This window comes from Dellaglioa sp. CoH-56-MRSF-11, assembly GCF_056782135.1.
This window is the reverse complement of the sequence record NZ_JBXAYE010000006.1, coordinates 1-23,179: the sequence shown is the minus strand read 5'-3', so window position 1 is coordinate 23,179 and position 23,179 is coordinate 1. Positions and strand designations below refer to the sequence as shown.

General features: G+C 34.7%; 20 protein-coding genes and 2 tRNA genes. 3 read left to right on the top strand and 19 right to left on the bottom strand.

Translation table 11 applies throughout. The features are described 5' to 3' along the window. Positions 1–4: 4 nt before the first annotated feature. Positions 5–1,339, top strand: coding sequence for a C1 family peptidase (locus AC1RPT_RS06630; RefSeq protein WP_481761885.1), 1,335 nt, complete (start codon positions 5–7; stop codon positions 1,337–1,339). Positions 1,340–1,370: 31 nt separating this feature from the next. Here the strand turns inward: AC1RPT_RS06630 and AC1RPT_RS06625 are convergent, their stop codons facing one another. Together AC1RPT_RS06625 and AC1RPT_RS06620 are read right to left on the bottom strand one after the other, a co-directional pair. After that, entirely contained in the window at positions 1,371–2,054 is a 684-nt protein-coding gene (locus AC1RPT_RS06625; protein ID WP_481761884.1) for a 2,3-bisphosphoglycerate-dependent phosphoglycerate mutase, read from the bottom strand. Between the two features lie 86 nt (positions 2,055–2,140). Continuing rightward, a complete protein-coding gene (locus tag AC1RPT_RS06620) occupies positions 2,141–3,397 on the bottom strand; it encodes a C40 family peptidase (RefSeq protein WP_481761883.1) in 1,257 nt (418 codons plus the stop codon). 428 nt (positions 3,398–3,825) lie between these two features. Here AC1RPT_RS06620 and AC1RPT_RS06615 point away from each other — a divergent pair, with 428 nt between their 5' ends. Continuing rightward, a complete protein-coding gene (locus AC1RPT_RS06615; protein ID WP_481761882.1) occupies positions 3,826–4,860 on the top strand; it encodes an LCP family glycopolymer transferase in 1,035 nt (344 codons plus the stop codon). A 53-nt stretch (positions 4,861–4,913) separates the two neighbouring features. Here the strand turns inward: AC1RPT_RS06615 and accA are convergent, their stop codons facing one another. From accA to AC1RPT_RS06555, 12 genes are all read right to left on the bottom strand, one after another. After that, on the bottom strand, positions 4,914–5,678 hold the full coding sequence (accA, locus tag AC1RPT_RS06610; RefSeq protein WP_481761881.1) for a carboxyltransferase subunit alpha: 765 nt from the start codon (positions 5,676–5,678) through the stop codon (positions 4,914–4,916). Between the two features lie 13 nt (positions 5,679–5,691). Beyond that, entirely contained in the window at positions 5,692–6,474 is a 783-nt protein-coding gene (locus AC1RPT_RS06605) for an acetyl-CoA carboxylase carboxyltransferase subunit beta (protein ID WP_481761880.1), read from the bottom strand. Between the two features lie 14 nt (positions 6,475–6,488). Then, the gene (locus AC1RPT_RS06600) at positions 6,489–7,778 is read right to left on the bottom strand and encodes an acetyl-CoA carboxylase biotin carboxylase subunit (protein ID WP_481761879.1); all 1,290 of its coding nucleotides are present in this window, start codon (positions 7,776–7,778) and stop codon (positions 6,489–6,491) included. 9 nt (positions 7,779–7,787) lie between these two features. Next, a complete protein-coding gene (locus tag AC1RPT_RS06595) occupies positions 7,788–8,174 on the bottom strand; it encodes an acetyl-CoA carboxylase biotin carboxyl carrier protein (RefSeq protein ID WP_481761878.1) in 387 nt (128 codons plus the stop codon). A 15-nt stretch (positions 8,175–8,189) separates the two neighbouring features. Further along, on the bottom strand, positions 8,190–9,176 hold the full coding sequence (locus AC1RPT_RS06590) for a beta-ketoacyl-ACP synthase III (protein WP_481761877.1): 987 nt from the start codon (positions 9,174–9,176) through the stop codon (positions 8,190–8,192). A 179-nt stretch (positions 9,177–9,355) separates the two neighbouring features. Continuing rightward, positions 9,356–9,440, bottom strand: a tRNA-Leu gene (locus tag AC1RPT_RS06585). Between the two features lie 59 nt (positions 9,441–9,499). Beyond that, positions 9,500–9,952, bottom strand: a complete 453-nt coding sequence (locus tag AC1RPT_RS06580) for a SprT family protein (protein ID WP_481761876.1) — start codon at positions 9,950–9,952, stop codon at positions 9,500–9,502. A gap of 1 nt (position 9,953) precedes the next feature. Further along, positions 9,954–12,128 carry a Tex family protein gene (locus AC1RPT_RS06575; RefSeq protein WP_481761875.1) on the bottom strand — a complete coding sequence of 725 codons (2,175 nt, stop codon included), beginning with the start codon at positions 12,126–12,128 and terminating at the stop codon, positions 9,954–9,956. Positions 12,129–12,225: 97 nt separating this feature from the next. After that, on the bottom strand, positions 12,226–12,666 hold the full coding sequence (locus AC1RPT_RS06570; RefSeq protein ID WP_481761874.1) for a hypothetical protein: 441 nt from the start codon (positions 12,664–12,666) through the stop codon (positions 12,226–12,228). 15 nt (positions 12,667–12,681) lie between these two features. Continuing rightward, entirely contained in the window at positions 12,682–15,336 is a 2,655-nt protein-coding gene (locus AC1RPT_RS06565; RefSeq protein ID WP_481761873.1) for a cation-translocating P-type ATPase, read from the bottom strand. A 202-nt stretch (positions 15,337–15,538) separates the two neighbouring features. Further along, positions 15,539–16,366, bottom strand: coding sequence for an ammonia-dependent NAD(+) synthetase (gene nadE / locus AC1RPT_RS06560; protein ID WP_481761872.1), 828 nt, complete (start codon positions 16,364–16,366; stop codon positions 15,539–15,541). Positions 16,367–16,378: 12 nt separating this feature from the next. After that, positions 16,379–17,842, bottom strand: a complete 1,464-nt coding sequence (locus tag AC1RPT_RS06555; protein ID WP_481761871.1) for a nicotinate phosphoribosyltransferase — start codon at positions 17,840–17,842, stop codon at positions 16,379–16,381. A gap of 160 nt (positions 17,843–18,002) precedes the next feature. On the opposite strand from AC1RPT_RS06555, the gene AC1RPT_RS06550 reads away from it, so the two are divergent. Next, positions 18,003–18,749, top strand: a complete 747-nt coding sequence (locus AC1RPT_RS06550) for a WecB/TagA/CpsF family glycosyltransferase (RefSeq protein WP_481761870.1) — start codon at positions 18,003–18,005, stop codon at positions 18,747–18,749. 41 nt (positions 18,750–18,790) lie between these two features. On the opposite strand, the gene AC1RPT_RS06545 is transcribed toward AC1RPT_RS06550, so the two are convergent. The 5 genes from AC1RPT_RS06545 to AC1RPT_RS06525 form a co-directional block, all read right to left on the bottom strand. Next, on the bottom strand, positions 18,791–20,020 hold the full coding sequence (locus tag AC1RPT_RS06545; protein ID WP_481761869.1) for a NupC/NupG family nucleoside CNT transporter: 1,230 nt from the start codon (positions 20,018–20,020) through the stop codon (positions 18,791–18,793). A 154-nt stretch (positions 20,021–20,174) separates the two neighbouring features. Beyond that, positions 20,175–20,876: a GntR family transcriptional regulator gene (locus AC1RPT_RS06540; RefSeq protein ID WP_481761868.1), complete on the bottom strand. Its 702-nt coding sequence runs from the start codon at positions 20,874–20,876 to the stop codon at positions 20,175–20,177. A 25-nt stretch (positions 20,877–20,901) separates the two neighbouring features. Then, the gene (gene nagA / locus AC1RPT_RS06535; RefSeq protein ID WP_481761914.1) at positions 20,902–22,029 is read right to left on the bottom strand and encodes an N-acetylglucosamine-6-phosphate deacetylase; all 1,128 of its coding nucleotides are present in this window, start codon (positions 22,027–22,029) and stop codon (positions 20,902–20,904) included. 73 nt (positions 22,030–22,102) lie between these two features. Beyond that, positions 22,103–22,900: a pyrroline-5-carboxylate reductase gene (gene proC / locus AC1RPT_RS06530; RefSeq protein WP_481761867.1), complete on the bottom strand. Its 798-nt coding sequence runs from the start codon at positions 22,898–22,900 to the stop codon at positions 22,103–22,105. A 113-nt stretch (positions 22,901–23,013) separates the two neighbouring features. Then, positions 23,014–23,085 (bottom strand) — tRNA-Gln (locus AC1RPT_RS06525). Between the last annotated feature and the right edge of the window lie 94 nt (positions 23,086–23,179).

Below are 23,179 nucleotides of genomic sequence, written 5' to 3'. Positions count from 1 at the left end.
TTTTTTGACACAATCAATTAGTTCAGAACAACTCGCAAAATTCCAAAAAAATTTACATGCACGTGAAAGCCATGAAGTTATTGAACGTGCCGTTACAAAAAATGGTATTTTAGCAAATAGTTACGATTTAAAAGCCCAAGCTAAAATGGAACCTGTTTTCTCAATTGATCTGGATGTTGGTAATGTTTCTAACCAAAAGCAATCAGGTCGTTGTTGGATGTTCGCCGCATTAAATACAATGCGTCATGACATGAAAACAAATTTTAAAGTTGCCAAAGATTTTGAATTGTCACAAAATTTCACTTACTTCTGGGATAAACTTGAAAAAGCAAATTACTTTTATCAAAATGTTCTTGAAACAGCTGATAAACCAACTAGTGACCGTACCGTTTCATGGTTAATGACAACTCCACAACAAGATGGCGGCCAATGGGATATGATCGTTGCAATTATTGAAAAATATGGTGTTGTTCCTCAATCTGTGATGCCTGAAACATATAATAGTTCTAAATCAAGCGAAATCAATTCAACTTTAAACTTAAAATTAAGAAAAGATGCTGTTGATTTACGTGAACTCGTTGCTGCCGGAACAAGTTCAAAAGAAATTGAAGTCGTCAAAGAAGCTAAACTTACTGAAATTTATCGTTTATTAGCATACAGTTTTGGTGAACCTCCTGCAACATTTGACTTTGAATATCGTGATTCTGATAATGAATATCATATTGATAAAAATTTAACACCAAAAACATTCTATGAAAAATTTATCGGTTGGGACTTAGATGAATACGTCTCAATCATTAATGGTCCAACAGATGATAAACCTTACAATAATATGTACACAGTTGATCGTCTTGGAAATGTTGTTGATGGGCGTCCTATTCGCCATTTAAACATTAACATGGCTGATTTTAGAGATGTTGCCATCAAACAATTACAATCTGGCGAGAGCGTCTGGTTCGGTTGTGATGTTGGTCAATCGTCTGAACGCCAAATTGGTATTATGGATACTGAACTTTATCATAAAGATGAATTGTTCAATATTGATCTAGCTTTATCAAAAGCTGAACGCCTTGATTACGGTGAGAGTCTAATGACTCATGCTATGGTTCTAACAGGTGTTGATTTGGTTAATGATCAAGCAACCAAATGGAAAGTTGAAAACTCATGGGGCGAAAAAGTTGGTAATAAAGGCTTCTTCGTTATGAGTGATGACTGGATGGAAGAATATTGTTATCAAGTTGTCGTTAACAAAAAATTCTTACCAGAAAAATTACAAGCTATTCTAAAAGAAGAACCTAAAGTCCTTGCTCCTTGGGATCCAATGGGTGCATTAGCATAATTAAAAAAGTAACAACAATATTGAATTGTTGTTACTTTTTTTGTGTTAAAATTTTTTTGCTTTTAATTGTTAAATCATCATTTAATGTATACCAAATAGGGACACCATTCGGAACCTCAACGCCATCAATATCTGCATCTGAAATATTTTCTAAATATTTTATCAATACCCTAAGTGTACTGCCATGTGCGACAATCAACTGGTTATTACCTTGTCTTAACTCTGGGGCAATGACATCTTGCCAGTAAGGTAAAATCCGTTTAAATGCCATTTCTAAGCTTTCTGATGTTGGTAAGCTACTTTTAACACGTTGCTTGTACCGTCTATCATTATCAGGTACAGATAAACTAGGTGGGATAGTCGTATAACTACGGCGCCATTGGGCTACTTGTTTAATACCGTAGATACGTTTGGTTTCATCTTTATTTAAACCGCGCAAGGCACCATAATGTCGTTCATTAAGACGCCAATTTTTCTGTATTGGAATCCAAAGTTGATTCATTTCTTCCATCATAATATTACTCGTTTTAATAGCTCGTTTTAAGACAGATGTATGAACCTGTGAAAATTGAATATTTGTATTAAGAATAACTGTTCCTGCAACTCTAGCTTCAGCGATGCCCTTAGCCGTTAATGGAACATCTGTCCAACCGGTGTATTCATTATTTTGATTTGCTAGACTCTCACCATGTCTTACCATGACTAATTCAACCATTATTAAAACCTTCTTCACTCTTCATTAATACTCATTATAACAAAAAAGACTTAAAACAACATTGTTGTCTTAAGTCTTTTAATTATTTATTTTACTCGACCAGCAAAATCTGGTTTCCAGTAAGCACTCATTGTGCTAATTTTAACATTTTGTCCTTCAGTTGGAGCTTCAGCAAATTGACTTCCACCTAAGTAGATAGCAACATGGTATGATGATCCTTTTGATCCCCAGAAAAGTAAGTCTCCAGGTTGTGCTTGAGAAACTGATTCATAGCTAACTTGTCCTTCTTGAGCAACAGTGTAGCCACCAATAGATTTTCCAGCAGCATGAGCATAAACATAACTAGTAAATCCTGAACAATCAAAACCGCTCAATGATTTTCCGCCCCATACATATGGGATGCTCTTTGTTGTTAATGATCTTGCTAGAGCAGTAATACTACTTGTATCAAGACTTGAAGCACTCACAGCACTTGTTGCTGCTTTTTTACTTGAACTATTTGTAGTTGAAGTTGTGACAGCTTTTTCACTTGAAGCTGAAGTATTTGAGCTTTTTACTGCTTTATTACTTGAAGTATCTGTACTTGCAGCTTCAGTTGCTTTTGATGCAGCTGCATCTGCTGCTGCTGCATCGTTCTTTTCATTTGCTGCTTTAGTTTCTGCTGCTGCTTTTTCAGCAGCTTTTTCTGCTGCTTTTGCTTTATCGATAGATGATTGTGTATCTGATTTTTTTGTATCAATTTGTGCTTTTAATGTATTTGCGTTTGCTTGTTTAACCGCTAGTTCAGCTTGTTTGTTTGTATATTCTTTAACTGTTTTTTGTTGATCTGCAGCCTTTTCATCTAATTCAACTTTAGAAGATTTAACTTCTGCTTTATCAGCTTTTTGTTGTTTAGCAGCTTTTTGACCAGCACCAACTAATGTTGTAACTGTTCCCACACGTTTGAAGGCATCAACAACACTTTTTGAATCTGAAACAAATTCAACCATGCTTGCTGTACTTCCATCAACTTGTAAAGCACGTGTTTGATCAGCTAATTGTGAATCTCTTTGTGAAATTTCAACATTTAATCTGCTGATCTTCTTACCTAATTTGTATTGATCTGATTCAAGTTTTGCAGCTGTATCTTTAGCATCCTTAACTTCAGCTTGAGTTGAAGTAATTTCACTATTAATTGTTGCTAATTTTGCAGCAACTTTAGTGCTCTTGCTATTTAATTTAGCAATCGTGCTTGTTAGTTCAGTTACACTATCTGAAGCGTTAGCTTGTTCTGCAACTGCGCTCATTCCAATAAGTGTAGCTGTCATCATCATTACTTTAGCAATTTTACTATTAATTTTCAAAAGGCACTCTCCTAGTTGATTTCATAATTATTATTTAATTTTAGCGTATTCGTTTTTCTCGACTAGAATAGAATAGCACGGTTCTTAGGTACATACCATTACGGTTAGTTTACATTCGAATTTAATTTACATCTTTTAATTTCAGTATGATTACACAAATGTTACAAAAGGCCATTTCCATTGTTTTTATCCCTCTTATTTGTTGTTAAATAGGCATTTACGAGTTCTATATTAAAATGACAAAAGCGTAATACAATTAGTCGTTTTTCACTGATTTAACATTACTTAATTAATCAAAGTTGTCCTTTTCATTCTTTTACATTTTTTCAATTATTTAATAATACCGTAAGAAAAAATTTTTTTTGCTTTTTATCCCTTTTTTTATCGTATAATCAGCTTAATTAATGTAATGAAAGGTATGAATAAATATGGCTAAAAATAATAACTTGGGAATGCCATCTCCAATAAAAGGCAGTTCTCAAAGCAATAAAAATAAGCATCCAATACTGTGGACACTATTGATAATTATGATTTTAGGTATTGCTTCTGGAGGTGTATATGCCTATTCAGTATTCACACATACTGAAGATACCGTCGCAAAAACTTACAAGAAAACCAAAGCAAAAAAATTAAGAAATGTTTCCAGTATTTTGAGTGAGAAAAAACCTTTTTCAATTCTATTAATGGGGACTGATACTGGCGCACTTGGTCGAAGTGATACAGGACGCACGGATACAATGATCGTTGCAACAGTTAATCCAACAACAAATAAAACTACCTTAACAAGTATTCCTCGTGATACTCAAGTTAAAATTGACGGAAGTGATGAAAGCTCTTCAAAAATAAACAGTGCCTATACCTATGGTGGCAAAGATGGTTCAACATCTGCTGTTAATACTGTTCAAAATTTATTAGATATCCCAATTGATTATTATATGTTAATTAACATGAATGGATTAAAGAAAATTGTTGATACCGTTGGTGGTGTTGATGTCAAACCATTACTTTCATTTAAACTTGAAGGAACTCATTATAAAAAAGGTAAGACAATCCATTTAAACGGCAAACAAGCCTTAGCTTATACGCGAATGCGTCATTCAGATCCACTAGGTGATTATGGCCGTCAAAAACGTCAAAAACAGATTATTACAGCAATTACCGGAAAAGCTAAATCTGTAAATTCACTCGCAAACTACAAAAAATTATTAAAAACAATTGACGGAAACATGGTAACTGATCTTAGTTTTAATGATATGCTCACAGTAGAAACAAACTACAGCGCCGCTACAGAATCAATTCACTCTGATTTCTTGCAAGGAGTAAGTACAGATGTTGATGGTCTTTCATATGAAGTTCCAACATCGACTGAAAAGAAACGCGTCTCAAATGCTATTCGTTCTCAATTAGGTTTAAACAAATCAACACAAGCCTTTACTAGTTTAGAACAGCAACTCTCTAAATAAATAGATATAAAAAAGAAACGGACCTCAATTAAAATTTGAGGTCCGTTTCTTTTTTACCAATTTTCTAAAAACTTTTGGTATTTCATTTCTCTTTGTTCAATAAGTTCATTAGATGATTTAGTCGCTAGGTTCTTCAGCAATTCATTTAGACTACTGTCCATTAGACTTATTGTTGCTGCCTGATTAGTTTCTGGCAATACCACATCAATCAATCCAATATTAAATAACTCAGTAGCCGTCATTGGCAAACTTGTTTCAATCTCATTTGGATTAGTTTTCTTCAAAATAGCACTAACGGCTTCTGGAGATGCTACTGAAAATAAGCTATTTTCAACCATCATAATAGCATTTGCATTTGCTAAAGCCAGTGCACCACCGCTTTGACCTTCACCTAAAAAAATGGCAATATTCGGCACTTGTAATGCACCCATTTTTAAAATCATTTCAGAAATAATATAGCTCTGTCCTGTTTGTTCTGATTTAACGCTGGCATCTGCGCCGGGCATATTAATTAGCGTTACAACAGGTCGCTTAAATTTTTCAGCTTCATTTAGTAATCGCATTGCTTTTCGATACCCACTTGGCTTCACGGCACCAAAATTATAGGCTAAACGTTCTTCTAAATTTACGCCCCGATTAATGCCAATAACTGTCACTGGGCACTTATGAAAAAGTCCAATCCCACCAATAATGGAAGCATCCTCTTCGCCAACTCGATCACCATGATTTTCGAAAAACACATCAAATAGACTAGAAATAATAAATTTAGCACTTAATCTATCATTCGATCGAACTTTTTTTAAAAAATCTGAGTCCATTTTTAATATCCCCTCACACGTGTAATAGTAGTAGCTGACTAAGAATCTGTTTTATGTTTTTCCGATCAATAACCTGATCAACAAATCCATTTTCATATAAACCTTCTGCTGTTTGAAAATTAGCAGGTAGCTTTTCATTTGTCGTCTGTTTAATCACTCTTTCACCAGCAAAGCCAATTTTAGCTTGTTTTTCAGCTAATACAATATCGTTATTTAGTGCAAAGCTAGCACTGACACCACCCATTGTTGGATCCGTCAATAGGGACATGACTAATAACCCTGCATTATCTAGTTTTTGTTTCATGTAAAGAATCGAATTCATTTGTAATAACGAATAAATTCCCTCTTGCATTCTTGCACCACCAGAAGCAGTAACGATTACAAATGGCAGTCGTTTATCTAATGCGACTTGCATCCCTAACTTAATTCTAGTCCCTGCCGTCGTATTCAATGATCCCATCATAAAAAAACTATCCATTACTGCTAAAATCAATGGTTGTTGATCAATGCTACCTTCACCGACAATAACGGCTTCATCAGATGTCGTTGAACGCTTAGCACGTTCCAGTTTTTCTGAGTAACCTGGAAATTGTGCTTTATTTTCTGTTTTATTTGCTACATTTATTACCTCAAAACCGTTTTCATCTGTTAAAATAGCAATTCTCTCCATAGCAGTCAAGCGTTTATAAGTTTGGCATTTAGGACAAATAAAATAAGGTGCCCATTCACTTTCATGTAAATGCGTCCCACAATTTCGGCACTTTTGCCATTGATTTGTCTTTGGATAATGACTCATTACCGCCACCGCCTTTAAATTTTGCTATCAATTGAAATGGTATTTTCAATAAATTCTTGTGATTTTATAATTATTTTTAATTGCGTTAAATTAGTTTCAATTCCTGAAATATAAATTGATTCAAGTGATTTTTGCATTTTTAAAATAGCTAATTCTCTCGTTTCAGCATGACAAATAATTTTTGCTAATAGTCCGTCATAGAAAGCAGAGATGGTGTCACCGACACCATAACCCGTTTCAATTCGAATATCTTTAGGAAAATCAAAACATGTAATTTTAGTTTTCACACTTGGAATTAAGGATAATCGACATTCGATTGCATGTCCATTCATTTCTACATCATTATTCAATACTTCTTTACCTTCAGCAACTAACAACTGTTGTTGAACAACATCCATTTTAACAGTTTCTTCAGTAACACCATGTTCGACTTGCAATCGTGTATTCATTTCTAAAAAATAAAATTGATTATTCGCAAATAAAAATTCTACAGTTCCTAATCCAACGTAATGTAAATTTTTGATTAACTGACGCGTAAAATAGTAGAGTTGGCTTTGTTGCTCACTAGTTAAGACAACTGATGGGCTTTCTTCAATCACTTTTTGTCGGTGATTTTGCAAGCTACAATCCCGATTTCCTAACACTTGAACATGGTGCCCATCACCGATAATTTGCACTTCTATATGCCGCGCGTTTATCAATTTTTTTTCAAGATAAAAACTTCCCTCAGCAAAAGAAGCCTTTGCTTCTTGCTGAACAATCTCAGCGCCAGATAACAAATCAGATTTCCTTTCAACTGCTCTGATACCCTTGCCGCCTCCGCCATGTGAAGCTTTAATTAATAGTGGGAATCCAATTTTATTTGCTTGCTCAATCAATTCTTCGTTAGAAGTAATTAAATCAGATCCAGGAATAACGGGTACCCCTTTCTCAATTGCTAACAAACGAGATTTATCTTTATCTGCTAGTTGCTGGATTAATTCCGCTTCCGGACCAATAAAAGTAATACCACATTCCATACACATTTGTGCAAAATGCGCATCTTCTGATAGAAACCCGTATCCTGGATGAATTGCATCAACATTTAAACTTAATGCTGCCATCAATATACTCTCTCGATTTAAATAAGAATCTTTTGCTAAGGCTGGCCCAATGCAAATTTTTTCATCAGCAAGTTCAACAAATCGACTTTGTGCATCCACTGTTGAATAAATAGCGACCGTTTGTATATTTAATTTTTGGCAAGCGCGAATAATTCGTTCAGCCACTTCTCCACGATTCGCTATTAAAATTTTTCGAAACAAATGACTCACCTATCCATCTATTCTAATTTTAAGTAACTCTTGATCAAATTCGACTAATTCACCATCATCTACTAGTTGTTCAAGTACGATACCTGTCACTGGCGATTGGATATCATTGTATAATTTCATACTTTCAATTTGAGCAATAACCTGCTTTTTAATAATTTTAGTCCCAATTGTTCCCATTTTATCAAAATGAACTAACCCAACAAGTGGGCTTTTAACGATAAAAATGGTGTCACTATCATCTTCTTGTATATTTGTTGCTACTTTTATTTTTTCGGCTGTTTTTTCTTGATCTACAACTACTTTAAAGTCACCATCTTCAATTTCAACATGAGAAAATGGCATTGTCGCAATTTTATCTAATAATTGATTAATTTCATTAAATTTCATTAATTTGCACACACCTTAAATTTTTATTAGTAAACTTCCATATGCTAAGCCAGCTCCAAATCCAGTTAATAAAACTGTACCACCCGTAAACCCTTGTTGAATTGCTTCATTTAGGGCCATTGGAATCCCGGCTGAAGATGTATTTCCGTGATGAATAACACTTGTTGCAAATTTTTCAATTGGCATCCCTAACTCATCAGCAATTGTTTCAATAATTCTTAAATTTGCTTGATGGCAAACAACCAAATCAATATCACTTGTTTTTAACTTATTATCTTTAAGTAATTGTTTCATCTGATTAGGCACAACTGTTGTAGCAAATTCAAACACATCTCGTCCCTCTTGGAAAAATGCATCTATTGTTGGATAATTATCTTCATTAACATCACTTAATGGTTCAATACGTCCACTATGAATAACATCCTTTTTTTGCCCATTTGTTTCTATTTTTTCAGCAATAAAGCTTTCATCCGCTGAATTATTTGAGGCTTCAAGAAGAGCACCACCTGCACCGTCTCCAAAAAATACAGCGCTTGTTCGATCCTTAAAATCCATCATTTTTGAGTTAACTTCTGCACTAATCACAATTGCCCGTTTGTATTGCCCTGTACGTAAAAACTTTTCTGCGGTACTCATAGCAAATATAAATCCCGCACAAGCAGCGCTAATATCGAAAGCAAAGGCGTTCATTGCGCCAATATTTCCTTGAACAATCGCAGCTGTCGATGGTGTTAAGGCGTCTGGCGAAATTGTGGAAATAATAATTAAATCAATATCTGTGGCTTCATACCCAGATTTAAGTAAAAGTTCATTTGCTACTTTTGTACTCAAATCTGATGTATTTTCATCAATTGCATAGTGTCGTGTTTTAATCCCAGTATGCGCCACTATCCATTCATCCGAGGTTGGCATAAATTTAGCTAATTCATTATTTGTCACAATTCGTTCCGGCACAAAATGTGCCATATTTTTTATTTTGACATAATTATTCAATTTACCCATTCTCCCAGTCGTTAAGTTTAATTCATTCTATTTTATCAATAATCGCAAAATTAAGACACCAAAATAATTAACGCTTAATAATTCTTTAATTTCATAATACGCCAGTATGGCAATCTTTCATTAAAAAAAGCACTAAACCCCATAGTAACAAGGTCGAGTGCTTTTAAGTAAAACTATTATGCGAGTAAATGGATTCGAACCATCACGGGATATTATCCCACCAGATCCTTAGTCTGACGCGTCTGCCAATTCCGCCATACTCGCAAGAACAATCATAATTGTAGCAAAAATTGTTCCTTGTTACAAGTCCCATTTAAAATAAATTAGTATTCCATTAAAATTAACTTACTTCGACACTTCGAGCAAACGTAGCGTGACAGGTTAATTTTTCTTTGTCGTTGATACTGTTGTCCACAATTAGAGCATTGATAGTGAATAACTCTTTTCTTTTTAGCCTGTTTTGGACCAAGAGGGGCAAACCGGCTACCACCTACAATTGTCAGTAGCTGTTTGAAATCATGATCACGATGTTGATAACCCTTTTTAGCAATATGCAGATGATAATGACATAATTCATGCTTGATAACACCTATTAAAATATCCTCACCATGTTCCGTCAGCATTTTAGGATTAATTTCAATATTATGGTCATTTAATCGATACCGTCCACCCGTCGTTCGTAGTCTTTTATTAAATGTTGCTTTGTGGATAAATGGCTGCTTAAAAAAAGTTGTGGATAAGTTTTGAACTAAAGCTGTTAATTCAAAATCAGTCATCTTATTTATCCGTTGGTCGTTTCATTGTTAACTGAACGCGATTACGTTTCAAATCAACTTCCATTACCCACACTGTAACTATGTCCCCAACCGCAACCACTTCACTTGGTTTCTTAACGAACTTATCTGTTAATTGTGAAATGTGGACAAGTCCATCTTGTTTAACACCAATATCTACAAACGCACCAAAATCAATTACGTTCCGAACGGTTCCTTGTAATGACATGCCGGGTTCTAAGTCCTCAATTGTTAACACATCGTGTCGTAGTAACGGTGCCGGCATATCGTCACGTAAATCACGGCCTGGTTTTTGTAAACTAGCTAGAATATCTGCTACTGTTTCCACACCACTACCCACAACTTGTGCCAAATTTTCAGCATTTGTCTGTGCTAATTGGTCATTTGTCTCAGTTTTACCCAAATTAGTTATTTTTATCCCCAATTCTTTCAACAAAATCTTTGTTAGTGGATAACTTTCAGGATGAATATCAGTATTATCTAAAATGTTATCCCCAGAAACAATACGTAAAAATCCAATTGCTTGTTCATAAGCTTTTGGTCCTAAGCGTGGTACTTTCTTAAGTTGTTGACGCTTCGTAAATTTACCATTTTCGTCACGATAAGTAACAACATTTTTAGCAATTGTTAAATTTAATCCAGAAATTTTTGTTAATAGCTCTGAACTAGCTGTATTTAAATTAACCCCAACTTTATTCACAGCATCTTCAATCACGACATCTAACTGTGCATCCAATTTTTTTTCAGCAACATCATGTTGATACTGACCGACTCCAACAGATTTAGGATCAATCTTAATTAATTCAGCCAAAGGATCTTGCAATCTACGGCCGATACTAATAGCAGAGCGTTCTTCAACGTGAAGTTCTGGGAATTCATCACGAGCTGCTTGACTAGCTGAATAAACCGATGCCCCAGCCTCATTTACAATGACATAAAAAATTGGCCGTTCGATTTCTTTTAAAATATCTGAAACAAATTGTTCAGATTCTCGACTTGCTGTTCCATTTCCAATTGCAATCATTTCAACTTGGTATTTTTCAAGGAACTGTTTAAATTGTCCAGCAGCTGCGGCACGTTTTTCACCATTTGCAGGTTTATGTGGATAAATTACCAATTTGTCTAAGAATTTACCTGTACCATCCACGATGGCTAACTTACAGCCTGTTCGATAGGCTGGATCAAAACCTAAAACAACTTTCCCTTTTAATGGTGCTTGCATAAGTAAATGGTATAAGTTATCCCCAAACACATTAATAGCTTGTTCTTCAGCAACCTCTGTCATACCTTTACGAATTTCACGCTCAATTGATGGTTTAATAAAGCGTTTATAACTATCTTGATACGCATTTTCAATGATTGGTACAGCGTCACCACTATTTTTCCCAATAATTCTAAAATGCATAAATGTCATAATTGCTTGTTCTGGTACAACAACGGAAGCTTTTAAGATTCCCTCTTTTTCACCACGATTAATTGCCAGTACACGATGCGGAACGACTGATTTTAAAGATTCACTAAACTCATAGTAATCACGATAAATACCTTTTTCGTCTTTTTCTTCAGCTTTAACTTTTGCTTCAAACAAACTATCTTTTTGAGTTACTTTACGAATCCACTCACGATATTCGGCACTTTCACCAAATGCTTCAGCTAAAATTTCATGTACCCCAGCAAAAACGTCTTCTTCAGTTAAAATTTCAGCATCAACATTAATAAATGTGCTTGCTTTCTGATTAATTTCAGCTGCTGTTTGGGGGAATGTCAACAACCATTTGGCAAATGGTTCTAATCCAGCCTCTTTGGCAATAGTGGCCTTAGTACGACGTTTTTGTTTAAAAGGTAAATAATAATCTTCAATCTGTTGCAATTTTTTTGCTAAACTAATTTTATTTTTTAAAGCTTCTGTTAAATTACCTTGTTCTTCAATTATGTGGATAACTTCTGCTTTACGTTTTTCTAAACTCTCAACATGTTTATAAGTTGTCTCAATTTCACGAATTTGAACTTCGTCTAAACTATCTGTTCTTTCTTTTCGATATCGTGCAATAAATGGAACAGTATTTCCTTCATCAAGCATCCCTAAAACTGCGTTAATTTGTTTTTCTCGATACTGATTTAGCTCTTTTAATACTAACGGCATAATGTTTTTTTCCATGATAACGACCTCAATTCGAATATTTTTTGTTCATAAAAAAGAGACTAATAATAGGCGTCAGTACAACCATTCCTAATATCAATCTCTTTAATTAAATTTAACCTAAAATTTGTTGCATGATACGTTGCATCATATCAGTTGTTTGCGTCATTCCTTTATCTTGTTTTTCTTCTGAAGCTTTAAATGCATCAACCTCGACAAGATGTTTCTCAACATTAATACTACTTGTCATCTCATCGCAACCTTCAACAAAAGTACGATAACCACTAATTAATTTTTTATGTTTTCCCAAAACAGGAATGGGTACTTGTAAATCATCTAATTTGCTTAAATTTTCTTGGTAACTTGCTGTACCTTCAACAAATTTTTCTTTAGTAGTTGTGAATTCATCATCTGAAACAATAGAAAAGTCACCTGCAGTAATGGCTTTTTCCATTACTTCGTAATGATCATTTAAAGAATTACCCATTTCTTCAGTTGCTTGCGCAACATCATTTAACGCATTGATATAATAATTTACATTAACTCTTTTTTTCAAGATATAAACTTCCTTTTATTTATTTTTTCTGAATAATCGTTGGCCAAGCTTCACAATTTCAACAATCACAATAATTGAGAATGATCCCGCTAAAACAATACCCCATTGATACATATCTAAATGGCTAACATGGAACATTTTATTTAATCCGGGGATTAAAATAGTTGCTGCGAGCAACGCAAATGATGCCAAAATTGACCAATTAAACGTCACATTTTTAAAGATATTACGGTTGAAGATTGACCCATGGATTGATTTAACATTGAATGCATGGAATAACTGAATTAATCCTAATGTTGCAAAAGCCATTGTTAAAGCATCTGCATGAATTAATTTATCACCCATATGAACAGGATACGTTAAAGCCAACCAATAAACAAATAATGTTATAGCCCCTTCTAAGATACCTTGATAAATAATACTTGGCATCACACCACCAGAGAAGAAGTTTGATTTACGTCCACGTGGTTTTTGATCCATCAATCCTTTTTCAGCAGGTTCTACACCAAGTGCAATTGCGGGAAATGTATCTGTTACCAAGTTAATCCACAAAATATGGACTGGTGCCAAAATACTCCAACCCATCATTGTCATAACAAACAAGGTTAATACTTCACCTAAGTTTGCAGAAAGTAAATATTGAATTGATTTTTGAATATTAGAAAAGACTTTTCGTCCTTCCTTAACAGCAAAAACAATTGTCGCAAAATTATCATCAGCGAGAACCATATCTGAAGCACCTTTAGATACTTCAGTTCCTGTAATACCCATCCCAATTCCAATATCAGCCGATTTCAAAGCTGGCGCATCGTTCACACCATCACCAGTCATAGCAACCACTTGATTCTTTTTCTGCCATGCTTTAACAATTCGCACTTTATGTTCAGGCGATACCCTTGCATATACAGAATATTGTTCAACCTTATTTTCAAATTCTGAGTCTGATAAATCATCTAATTCAGAACCAGAAATAATTGCTTCATGTTGTCCAGCTTCAACAATTCCTAATCGAACTGCAATAGCTTCGGCAGTATCGCGATGATCGCCTGTAATCATCAAAGGACGGATCCCGGCTTTCTTAGCTTCGCTAACTGCAGCAGCAGCTTCTGGTCGCTCTGGATCAATCATTCCAACTAATCCAGCAAAAATCAAATCATTTTCCACAGTTTCTGAATCTAATACCGCTGGAATTGCAGGCATTTCACGATACGCGAATGCTAACACGCGTAATGCTTGCGTTGCCATATCATGATTATTAGTCATAATATAATCTAGCTGTGCATCAGTTATCGGTTTAATTTCGCCATTTTCAATATAACGTGTTACCCGTTTTAATAGTTGATCGGGAGCACCCTTAACAGCAACAAAAAAAGATTTATCCTCATTTTTTTGAATTGTTGACATCAATTTACGTTCTGAATCAAATGGAACTTCAGCAACTCGAGGTTCACTGCTTAATAATGCATCCACATCTAATCCATGATCTAAATGATATTGAATTAGAGCCGTCTCTGTTGGGTCACCAATTAAATTGCCCTCAGATGTTTGTTTTGTGTCATTACTGAAAGACATCACCTGGTATAGTGGACTTTCTAAATTTGTTTCCACCTTATCGGCATCTAATAACTCATTATTTATAAATATTTTTTCAACAGTCATTTGATTTAACGTTAATGTACCCGTCTTATCTGATGCAATAATGTCAGTACTACCAAGTGTTTCAACTGCTGGTAATTTTCTAACAATCGCATTTCTTTTTGCCATCTTTTGTGTTCCAAGTGCTAAAATAATTGTAACAATAGCTGGTAATCCTTCTGGAATTGCAGCTACAGCTAATGAAATCGCAATTAACAACATATCAATGACACTATTATCTCCATTTTGTAGACCAACGAAGAAAACAATAACAGCAATAATTAATATTAAAATAGTTAATGTTTTACCTAATTGGTTAAGATTATCTTGTAGTGGTGTTTTCATTTCATCGGCAGAATTGAGCATTCCTGCAATACGTCCAACTTCAGTGTTCATCCCTGTTCCAACAACGATTCCTTCACCACGCCCATAAGTTACATTACTATTCATAAACGCCATATTATGGCGATCGCCAATACCAGCATCTTCATCATTTAATAAATTTAAACTTTTATCAACAGGTACTGATTCACCAGTTAAAGCAGATTCTTCAATTTTAAGAGAAGCAATCTGTGTTAAACGTAAATCTGCTGGAATAACATCCCCTGCTTCAAGTAAAACAATATCTCCAGGTACTAAATTTTCACTTTTTACAGTTTCAATTTGCCCATTTCGTTTTACATTTGCGTTAGGTGTCGACATTTCTTTTAACGCATTAATTGCCTCTTCAGCCTTAGATTCTTGAAAAACACCGAATACAGCGTTTAAAACAACAACTAACATGATGATAATTGCGTCCACAACTTCACCTGATGATGCCGCAATTAACGCAGCCACAATTAAAACGATTATCATGAAATCTTTAAACTGATCAAAGAATTTTTGTAATATTGTTTTACGTTTACCTTCTGACAACTGATTCAATCCATACTTGTCTGTTCTTTCTTTAACCTCTTGGGTTGTTAACCCTGCCAAATCTGTCTTTTGGCCTGCTAAAACTTCGTCAACTGATTGTGCGTAAATCCTTTTTGTCATAGTAATCCTCCTTATAATAGTTTCACAAAATACAAAAAAAGACCTATGTATGTTGCAGAACTTTAAACATACATAAGTCTCACTATTTAAGGCAATACCAGAAAAAGAACTTTCTTGTTGGTGACATTGCCGCGGATAACCGCCAGTTACTCCCCTATGATTTCTTTAATTATAACTGAAATGAAACAGCTTACGCAACTATTTACTTCCAAAAAGAATCATAAACAGTAATTGGCAGATGTCGTTTGTGTTCTGTCTTTAAATACCAATTTTCAATTTTATCACTAATTTCTTTTGAAACTACCTTTCCTTCAAGATAATCATCAATATTATCGTAAGTAACTCCTAAGGCAACTTCATCAGGTAGCGCTGGACGGTCTTCTTCCAAATCGGCTGTTGGTACTTTTAAATACAGATGTTCCGGCGCATTTAACGAAGCTAACATCTCTCTACCTTGGCGCTTATTCAAACGCCAAAGTGGTGTAATATCAGCACCTCCGTCACCATATTTAGTATAAAATCCAGTAATTGCTTCTGCAGCATGGTCAGTTCCCACAACCGCACCTGACTTTGCCCCGGCAATCCCATATTGAGCAATCATGCGCTGACGAGCTTTGATATTACCTTTATTAAAATCAGAAATTTCAAGATTGTTTGCCATTAAGCTTATTACCATTTCATCGGTAGCACCTTTAATGTCTACACGAACCACTTGATCTGCCTGCATAAATTTTATAGCATCTAATGCATCAGATTCATCGGATTGATTGCCGTATGGTAGTCGAACTGCAATAAATTGATAATTGCTATCACCGGTTTCTTCACGTAACTCACGAATAGCCTGTTGTGCTAAATACCCAGCAAGTGTTGAATCTTGTCCACCAGAAATTCCTAAAACTAAAGATTTTAAAAATGGATGTTTCAATAAATAAGCTTTCATAAAATCAATACTCATACGAATTTCTTCTGCAATATTTACACTTGATTTCACTTTCAAAGTTTCAATAATTTTCTTTTGTAAGTCAGTCAAGATTAACACCCCTTATTTAATATTATTCATATTATTTCTAATTTTTTGGATGATAGCCATCTTATTATCATAAGCTTTTTGTGATAAATCGACAGGGTAATCTTGTGGATTTAATTCACGTTTATATTCTTCCCATAACCCATCTAACTGAATTCTTGAATACTCTCTAATAGCATCCAATTCTGGCTGATTATAAACCAGTTCACCTTCAACAAATATATCTTGTAAAATTGGTCGTGCATTATAGTTAGTTACCAACTTATTAATATAGGTATACTGCTGATGGAACATATAAAGTGAGTCTTGTTTCTGAGGTTCCTCATCCGATAGTGCAATGTAATCTCCTTCAGTTTTACCATCAACTTTATTAGTAATACGCCATACTTGTTTCTTACCTGGTGTTGATACTTTTTCTGCATTATTACTGAGTTTAATTGTATCAACCATTTTACCATCGCCACCTTCAATGGCTACTAATTTATAAACTGCACCTAAGGCGGGTTGATCATAGGCAGTTATTAGTTTAGTTCCAACGCCCCAGACGTCAATTTTAGCTCCTTGCATTTTTAAATTAGTAATTGTTTTTTCATCTAAGTCATTTGAGGCATAAATTTTAGCTTCTGTAAATCCAGCTTCATCTAATTGTTCACGAACGCGTTTCGAAATGTAAGCCATATCCCCACTATCAATTCGTACGCCGGCAAAATTAATCTTATCACCTAACTCTTTAGCAACTTTAATTGCACTTGGCACACCACTTTTTAACGTATCGTATGTATCAACTAAAAAGACACAATCACGATGCGTTGTTCCGTAAGCCATAAAAGCATCATAGTCATCTCTGTATGCTTGAACTAATGAATGCGCATGCGTTCCACTGATAGGAATACCAAATATTTTACCTGCTCGGACATTACTAGTTGCATCAAATCCACCAATATAAGCTGCACGTGTTCCCCAAATAGCTGCATCAAATTCTTGTGCTCGTCTTGTACCAAATTCTAACACACCATCATCTCCGGCTACAGCTTTGATACGAGCTGATTTTGTTGCAATCAATGTTTGATAATTAATGATGTTAAGTAATGCCGTTTCTACTAATTGACAGTCTGCTAAAGGACCTTCTATTTGGACAATGGGTTCGCCGTTAAAAACAACTTCCCCTTCAACAGCTGACCTGATTGTGCCACGAAAATGAAAATCTTTTAAATAGGCAAGAAAATCATCTGGATATCCTGCCACTTCTCTTAAATACGCAATGTCTGTCTCTGAAAATTTTAAATTTTGAATATAATTAATAGCTCGTTCTAAGCCTGCAAAAATCGCATAGCCATTAGAAAATGGTAAATTTCTGAAGAAAACTTCAAATACAGCATTTTGATTATGAATATTTTTTTCCCAGTAAGTTTGGATCATATTAATCTGATAAACGTCCGTATGTAACGTATAGCTATCATCTGGGTAATTTTTTACCATGATGTTTCTCCTTTAAAATGAATGCACTACTAGAATTTTTTCCAGCACACAAATTATAATCTACATTTTACCATTTTTTCCGTAATCCGTCATATTCAATACTTATTTTAAATTTATCTTCTGTTATAATGAGACAAAGTTTAAAAAGTGAGGACATATTATGCCAAATAAATTTAAAAAAACAAAAATATTAGATATCGAATTTATTAATACAACTAATGACGCTTTTTTAACTCAGATAGCGACTGATTCGATAGCTCATCTAAATCGATTTATCGTGACAGCCAACCCAGAAATTGTTCTATTTGCACGACAACACCCAGATTATAAAAAGATTCTTAACCAAGCTGACTACGTTACACCAGATGGTATTGGTATTATCAAAGGCGCAGCAATTTTAGGGACTCCAATGCCCGAACGAATCACTGGCTATGATACTTTAATGAGCCTGCTTAAATGGGCTAATAGTCATCAAAAATCAATATACCTAGTTGGTGCAGCCGAAACGGTCATCCAAAAAGTTGCCAAAACGATTAAGTCTGATTATCCAAACATTAATTTAGTCGGATTTCATAATGGTTATTTCAAAAATGATCAGGATATTGTAAGTAACATTAAAATATCTCAGCCTGATTTTGTTTTTGTTGCAACAGGTTTTCCAAATCAGGAGGAATTTATTCAGCGTAATCGCCAAGTGTCTGATAGTATCTGGATGGGTGTTGGTGGTAGTTTCGACGTTCTAGCGGGTACTGTGAATCGTGCGCCACAATTTTGGCAAAATCATCATATTGAGTGGCTTTATCGTTTATTCCAAGAACCGACTCGTTTTATTCGAATGCTAGCTATTCCACGTTACTTATTACTAATATACAAAGAAAAATTTAGAGGACATAAAAAAAAGAACTAAGAAATTAAAAATTTCTTAGTTCTTTTTTACATATTGTTATATTACCAAACGAAAACGCCAACCATACCCGCTGATAATAATGAAACTAGAATACCAGATAATAGCATGTAACCAACGTTTCTTGCGATAACATCATTTTTTTCTTTATCCACAATTCCTTTGAAACAACCAATAATCATTCCAATTGTTGAAAAGTTTGCAAACGATGTAACAAAAACAGTTAAAACAGCTTTGTAATGAGGTGCAAATGAGTTAATCGTACTTGATACTTGTCCCATAACAACAAATTCATTTGTTACTAATTTTGTACCCATGTAACGTGCTAATTCGAAAGCATCTGAAGGATTGAATCCCATTAACCAAGCAAATGGGAACATAATAATACCTAAAATATTTTCAAGTGATAAATTTGGATTAACTAATCCAAGAATATTATCAATCAAGGCTGCTAAAGCAACGAAAGCAATAACATTTGCTGCAATAATCAAGACTAACTTACCAGCACCCAAAATTGAATCACCCAAGAAAGCGAAAAAGGGTTCTCTTTTATTATCTGATTCAGAAGTTTCTAAATCATTTGAGTTACTACCTGTCATTTCAGCAATAGTATCTTCTTCTTCTGTTACTTCAACTGGATTTAAAATACTTGTTATAATAATAGCATTAATAATATTAATTGGAACAGCTGTTAAGATATATTGACCTGGCATCATTGTTGTATAAGCACCAATGATTGAAGCCGTCACACAGCTCATTGACATCATTGCCAAAGTTAAGTTCCGTTCTGATTTCATTAGTTTCAACTGAAGGCTTGAAACAGCTAATGCTTCAGTATTTCCCAAAAACATCATTTCTACTGAGAAAAATGATTCAAATTTTGGTTGGCCTGTAATTTTTGATAACCCACGGCCAATCCACTTAATAATAAATGGAAGAACGCCAATGTACGTTAAAATATCAAACAATGGCACAATCATAATAACTGGTAATAGAACACTCATGAAAAATCCCATATCAGTTACTTTAGGCATAGCGGGTACCATAAATTGAATACCTTGATATGCGGCCTGCATTAGCCAATTAAACCCATTAGCCGCGCCTTCTACAAGATCACGTCCTAATGAGAATTTTGTTAAGAACCAAGCTAAAAATAAATTAATAACGACCATAATTGCGATTGATTTCCAATTGACTTCTCTCTTTTTCTTGGAAAACGCAAATGCAACTAAAATAAAAATGGCAACACCGAAAATATTAACTAATAAATACATATCTTAAAACCCCTTCAGATAATTTATTTTTTGCTCTTAAATAATATAGCGTTATCTCAAATTGATGTCAATCGAACAGATTTCTCAAAAAAAAAATTACTCTATCTCATCCATTGATATGGTTGAAAGAGAGCAATTAATAATTTCTTAAACTTTATTTTTCTAGATAAAATTCAAAGCGATTCCCTACATATTGTGTCCGAACATATTCAAAAGGTTCACCATTTTTCAAAAAGCTAACTTGACGAAGCCTCAAAATCGCTTCACCACGCTTGATTGATAGATAATCCGCTATGCTTTCAGCAGCTGACATAGCAGACACTGTCTGTTGTGCCCCTCCCAATGTTAAATTGGCTTTTTCTTCCAATGTTCGATATAAAGAGCTCGTAATTTCAGTTTTACTATAACCCTCAACTAATTTATTAGGAACCGTAGCAACTTCAAAACAAATCGGTAAACCATCAGCATAACGAATTCGTTCCATTCGTAAGACTAGTTCGCCATCGATCAATTGTAACTTTTCAATTTCACTTAATGAAGGCGTTGTAACATGATAAGTGATCGTCTTACTTGAAGCCACTTTTCCCTGTTCAGCCATTAGGTCAGTAAAACTAGTCACACCTGACATCTTTTCTTGAACCTTCTTACGAGCAACGTAGGTTCCATCACCAACATGACGTTCTAGAATACCTTCATCTACCAAGGTTTGAATTGCCTGTCTAAGCGTCATTCTGCTGACACCAAATACAACAGCAAGTTCACGTTCAGCCGGAATACGATTGCCAACTTCCCATTCACCAGATTCAATTGTTTTTTTCATTTCATTATGAATTTGAATATATATGGGAGATCCCATTAACAATTACCTTCCTAACCTTTTATTAAAATTTACGTCCAAAGCTATATGTGCTTTCTAGTTGCATGTTAGCATCAAATAAGTTCATATCAGCATCTTTTCCGATTTCAATAGCACCTTTTGATGTTAAATTGAATTCCCTAGCTTGATTGACAGAACTCATCAATACAGCTTCTTCGATACCACAACCAGTAAATTTCATAATATTTTTAAATGCATCTTGATATTGTAAAACAGAGCCTGCTAAATTACCAGATTCTAATCTTGCTTGTTTGTCTTTAACAATAACTTTTTGCCCGCCAAGTTCGCTTAAGCCTTCAGGCATTCCTTTAGCACGCATCGAGTCAGTAATTAATTCAATACGTTTAGGTCCTTTTAAATCATAGGCTAGTTTAATCATATCTGGCACAATATGAAAACCATCAGCAATAATTTCTGTATAAATATTATCCTCTAAAAATGCATGTCCAGTTACACCTGGTTCACGATGCTTAAATTCGCGTTGTGCATTGTATAAATGAGTGACATGACTTGCTCGAGAATGTTTCATTTCTTCGCGAGTAGCGTTACTATGGCCCACTGAAGGTACGATACCATTCTTGATACAATACTCTTCAAATTCAGGTGACGTTTTATGTTCCGGTGCATAAGTCACTAATTTGATCATATGTCCTGATAATTCATTCCATTTATCAAATAACTTTGTATCAGGTGCCTCAATATATTTTTCAGGCTGTGCGCCTTTAAAAACAGGAGAAATAAATGGTCCTTCAAGATGAATTCCTTGAATAACAGGGTTCACTTCAGCGGCTTTTTTGATACCAACCATAGCATTAGCAATATTTTCATGTGATTGGGTCATTGTCGTTGCGAAATAAGTCGTAACACCTTCGTGAATCATATCGGTAACCATTTCATTAATTTGTTTAGAATCACCATCCATAGCATCAAAACTATATCCACCATGGCTGTGAACGTCAATAAATCCAGGAACAATAATTTTCCCTTCTACATCTCTAACCTCATCAGAGGCTAAAGCTTTGTATTCGCTCATTGGCCCCATTGCACTAATTTGTTTATCAAATCGAATATATGCATCTTCAATTTTTTCTGAACCCGTGTAGATAACTGCATGTTTTAAAACAATACTCATCTTATCCGCCATCCCTTCAATTTATAAACTTAGTATAATCGGTATAGACCAAAAAAACAAGGTCATATCAAATTTAGTTTTTGTCTTTAGCCACAGTTGCATCAACTGCTTTAATAATAGAATTCATAAATCCAGCCTCTTCCATTGCAAGCAATCCAGCAATAGTTGTGCCACCCGGAGATGAAACCTCATCAATTAATTTCCATGGCACTTCATCAGTAGCTAAGACCTTTTTTGCACTGCCTAGTACAGCTTGAGCAGCAATCTTAGTTGCTTTATCTTTTGGTAAGCCATATTTAACGCCTGCACGTGCAAGCGTATCAATAAATAAGTAAATAAATGCTGGTGAGCTACCAGCAAGAGCAACAAACGTGCTAAAATCGCGTTCAGCAATCTCCATCGTTTCACCAATAGTATCAAATAAATCAGTACCTTGTTTCATTTGTTTATCTGTCAAAATATCATTACCGACTAACGCAGTCATACTTTCGGAAACCGTTGCGTTAACATTTGGCATTGTTCTTAAAATACCAACTGAATGATTATCTAATTCTAATTCAATTTCAGAGATTGAAACACCTGATACAATAGAAATTAGCATAGGTTTGTATTCCTTCACTGACTCTTTAATTTCTGCTAAAACCATACCTAAGACAATTGGTTTAACAGCAAGAAAAACAACGTCAGCCTCACTAACCACCTGAGCATTGCTACCTAACGCTGTAAAGCCATTAGCTTCAGCATAAGGTACATAGCTGGACTCTCTTGCACTGTGTACCAAAATTTCTTTTGGCGCGATAAATTCTGCTTCTACTAAACCTTCAATAATTGCTCGAGCCATATTACCAGCTCCAATAAATCCAATTTTCATAGTTTCCTCATTTCAATTATTATATTTAATTACTATCTCCATCATACCGCAAAAAAAAATAAAATAACAAATAAAACAAAAAAGCAGATACCTAAGTATCTGCTTTTAGCTAGTTGGGTTAGATGGATTCGAACCATCGCATGACAGGATCAAAACCTGTTGCCTTACCGCTTGGCTATAACCCAATATTATAAAATAATGGTGGAAGAGAGTGGATTCGAACCACCGAACCCGAAGGAGCGGATTTACAGTCCGCCGCGTTTAGCCTCTTCGCTACTC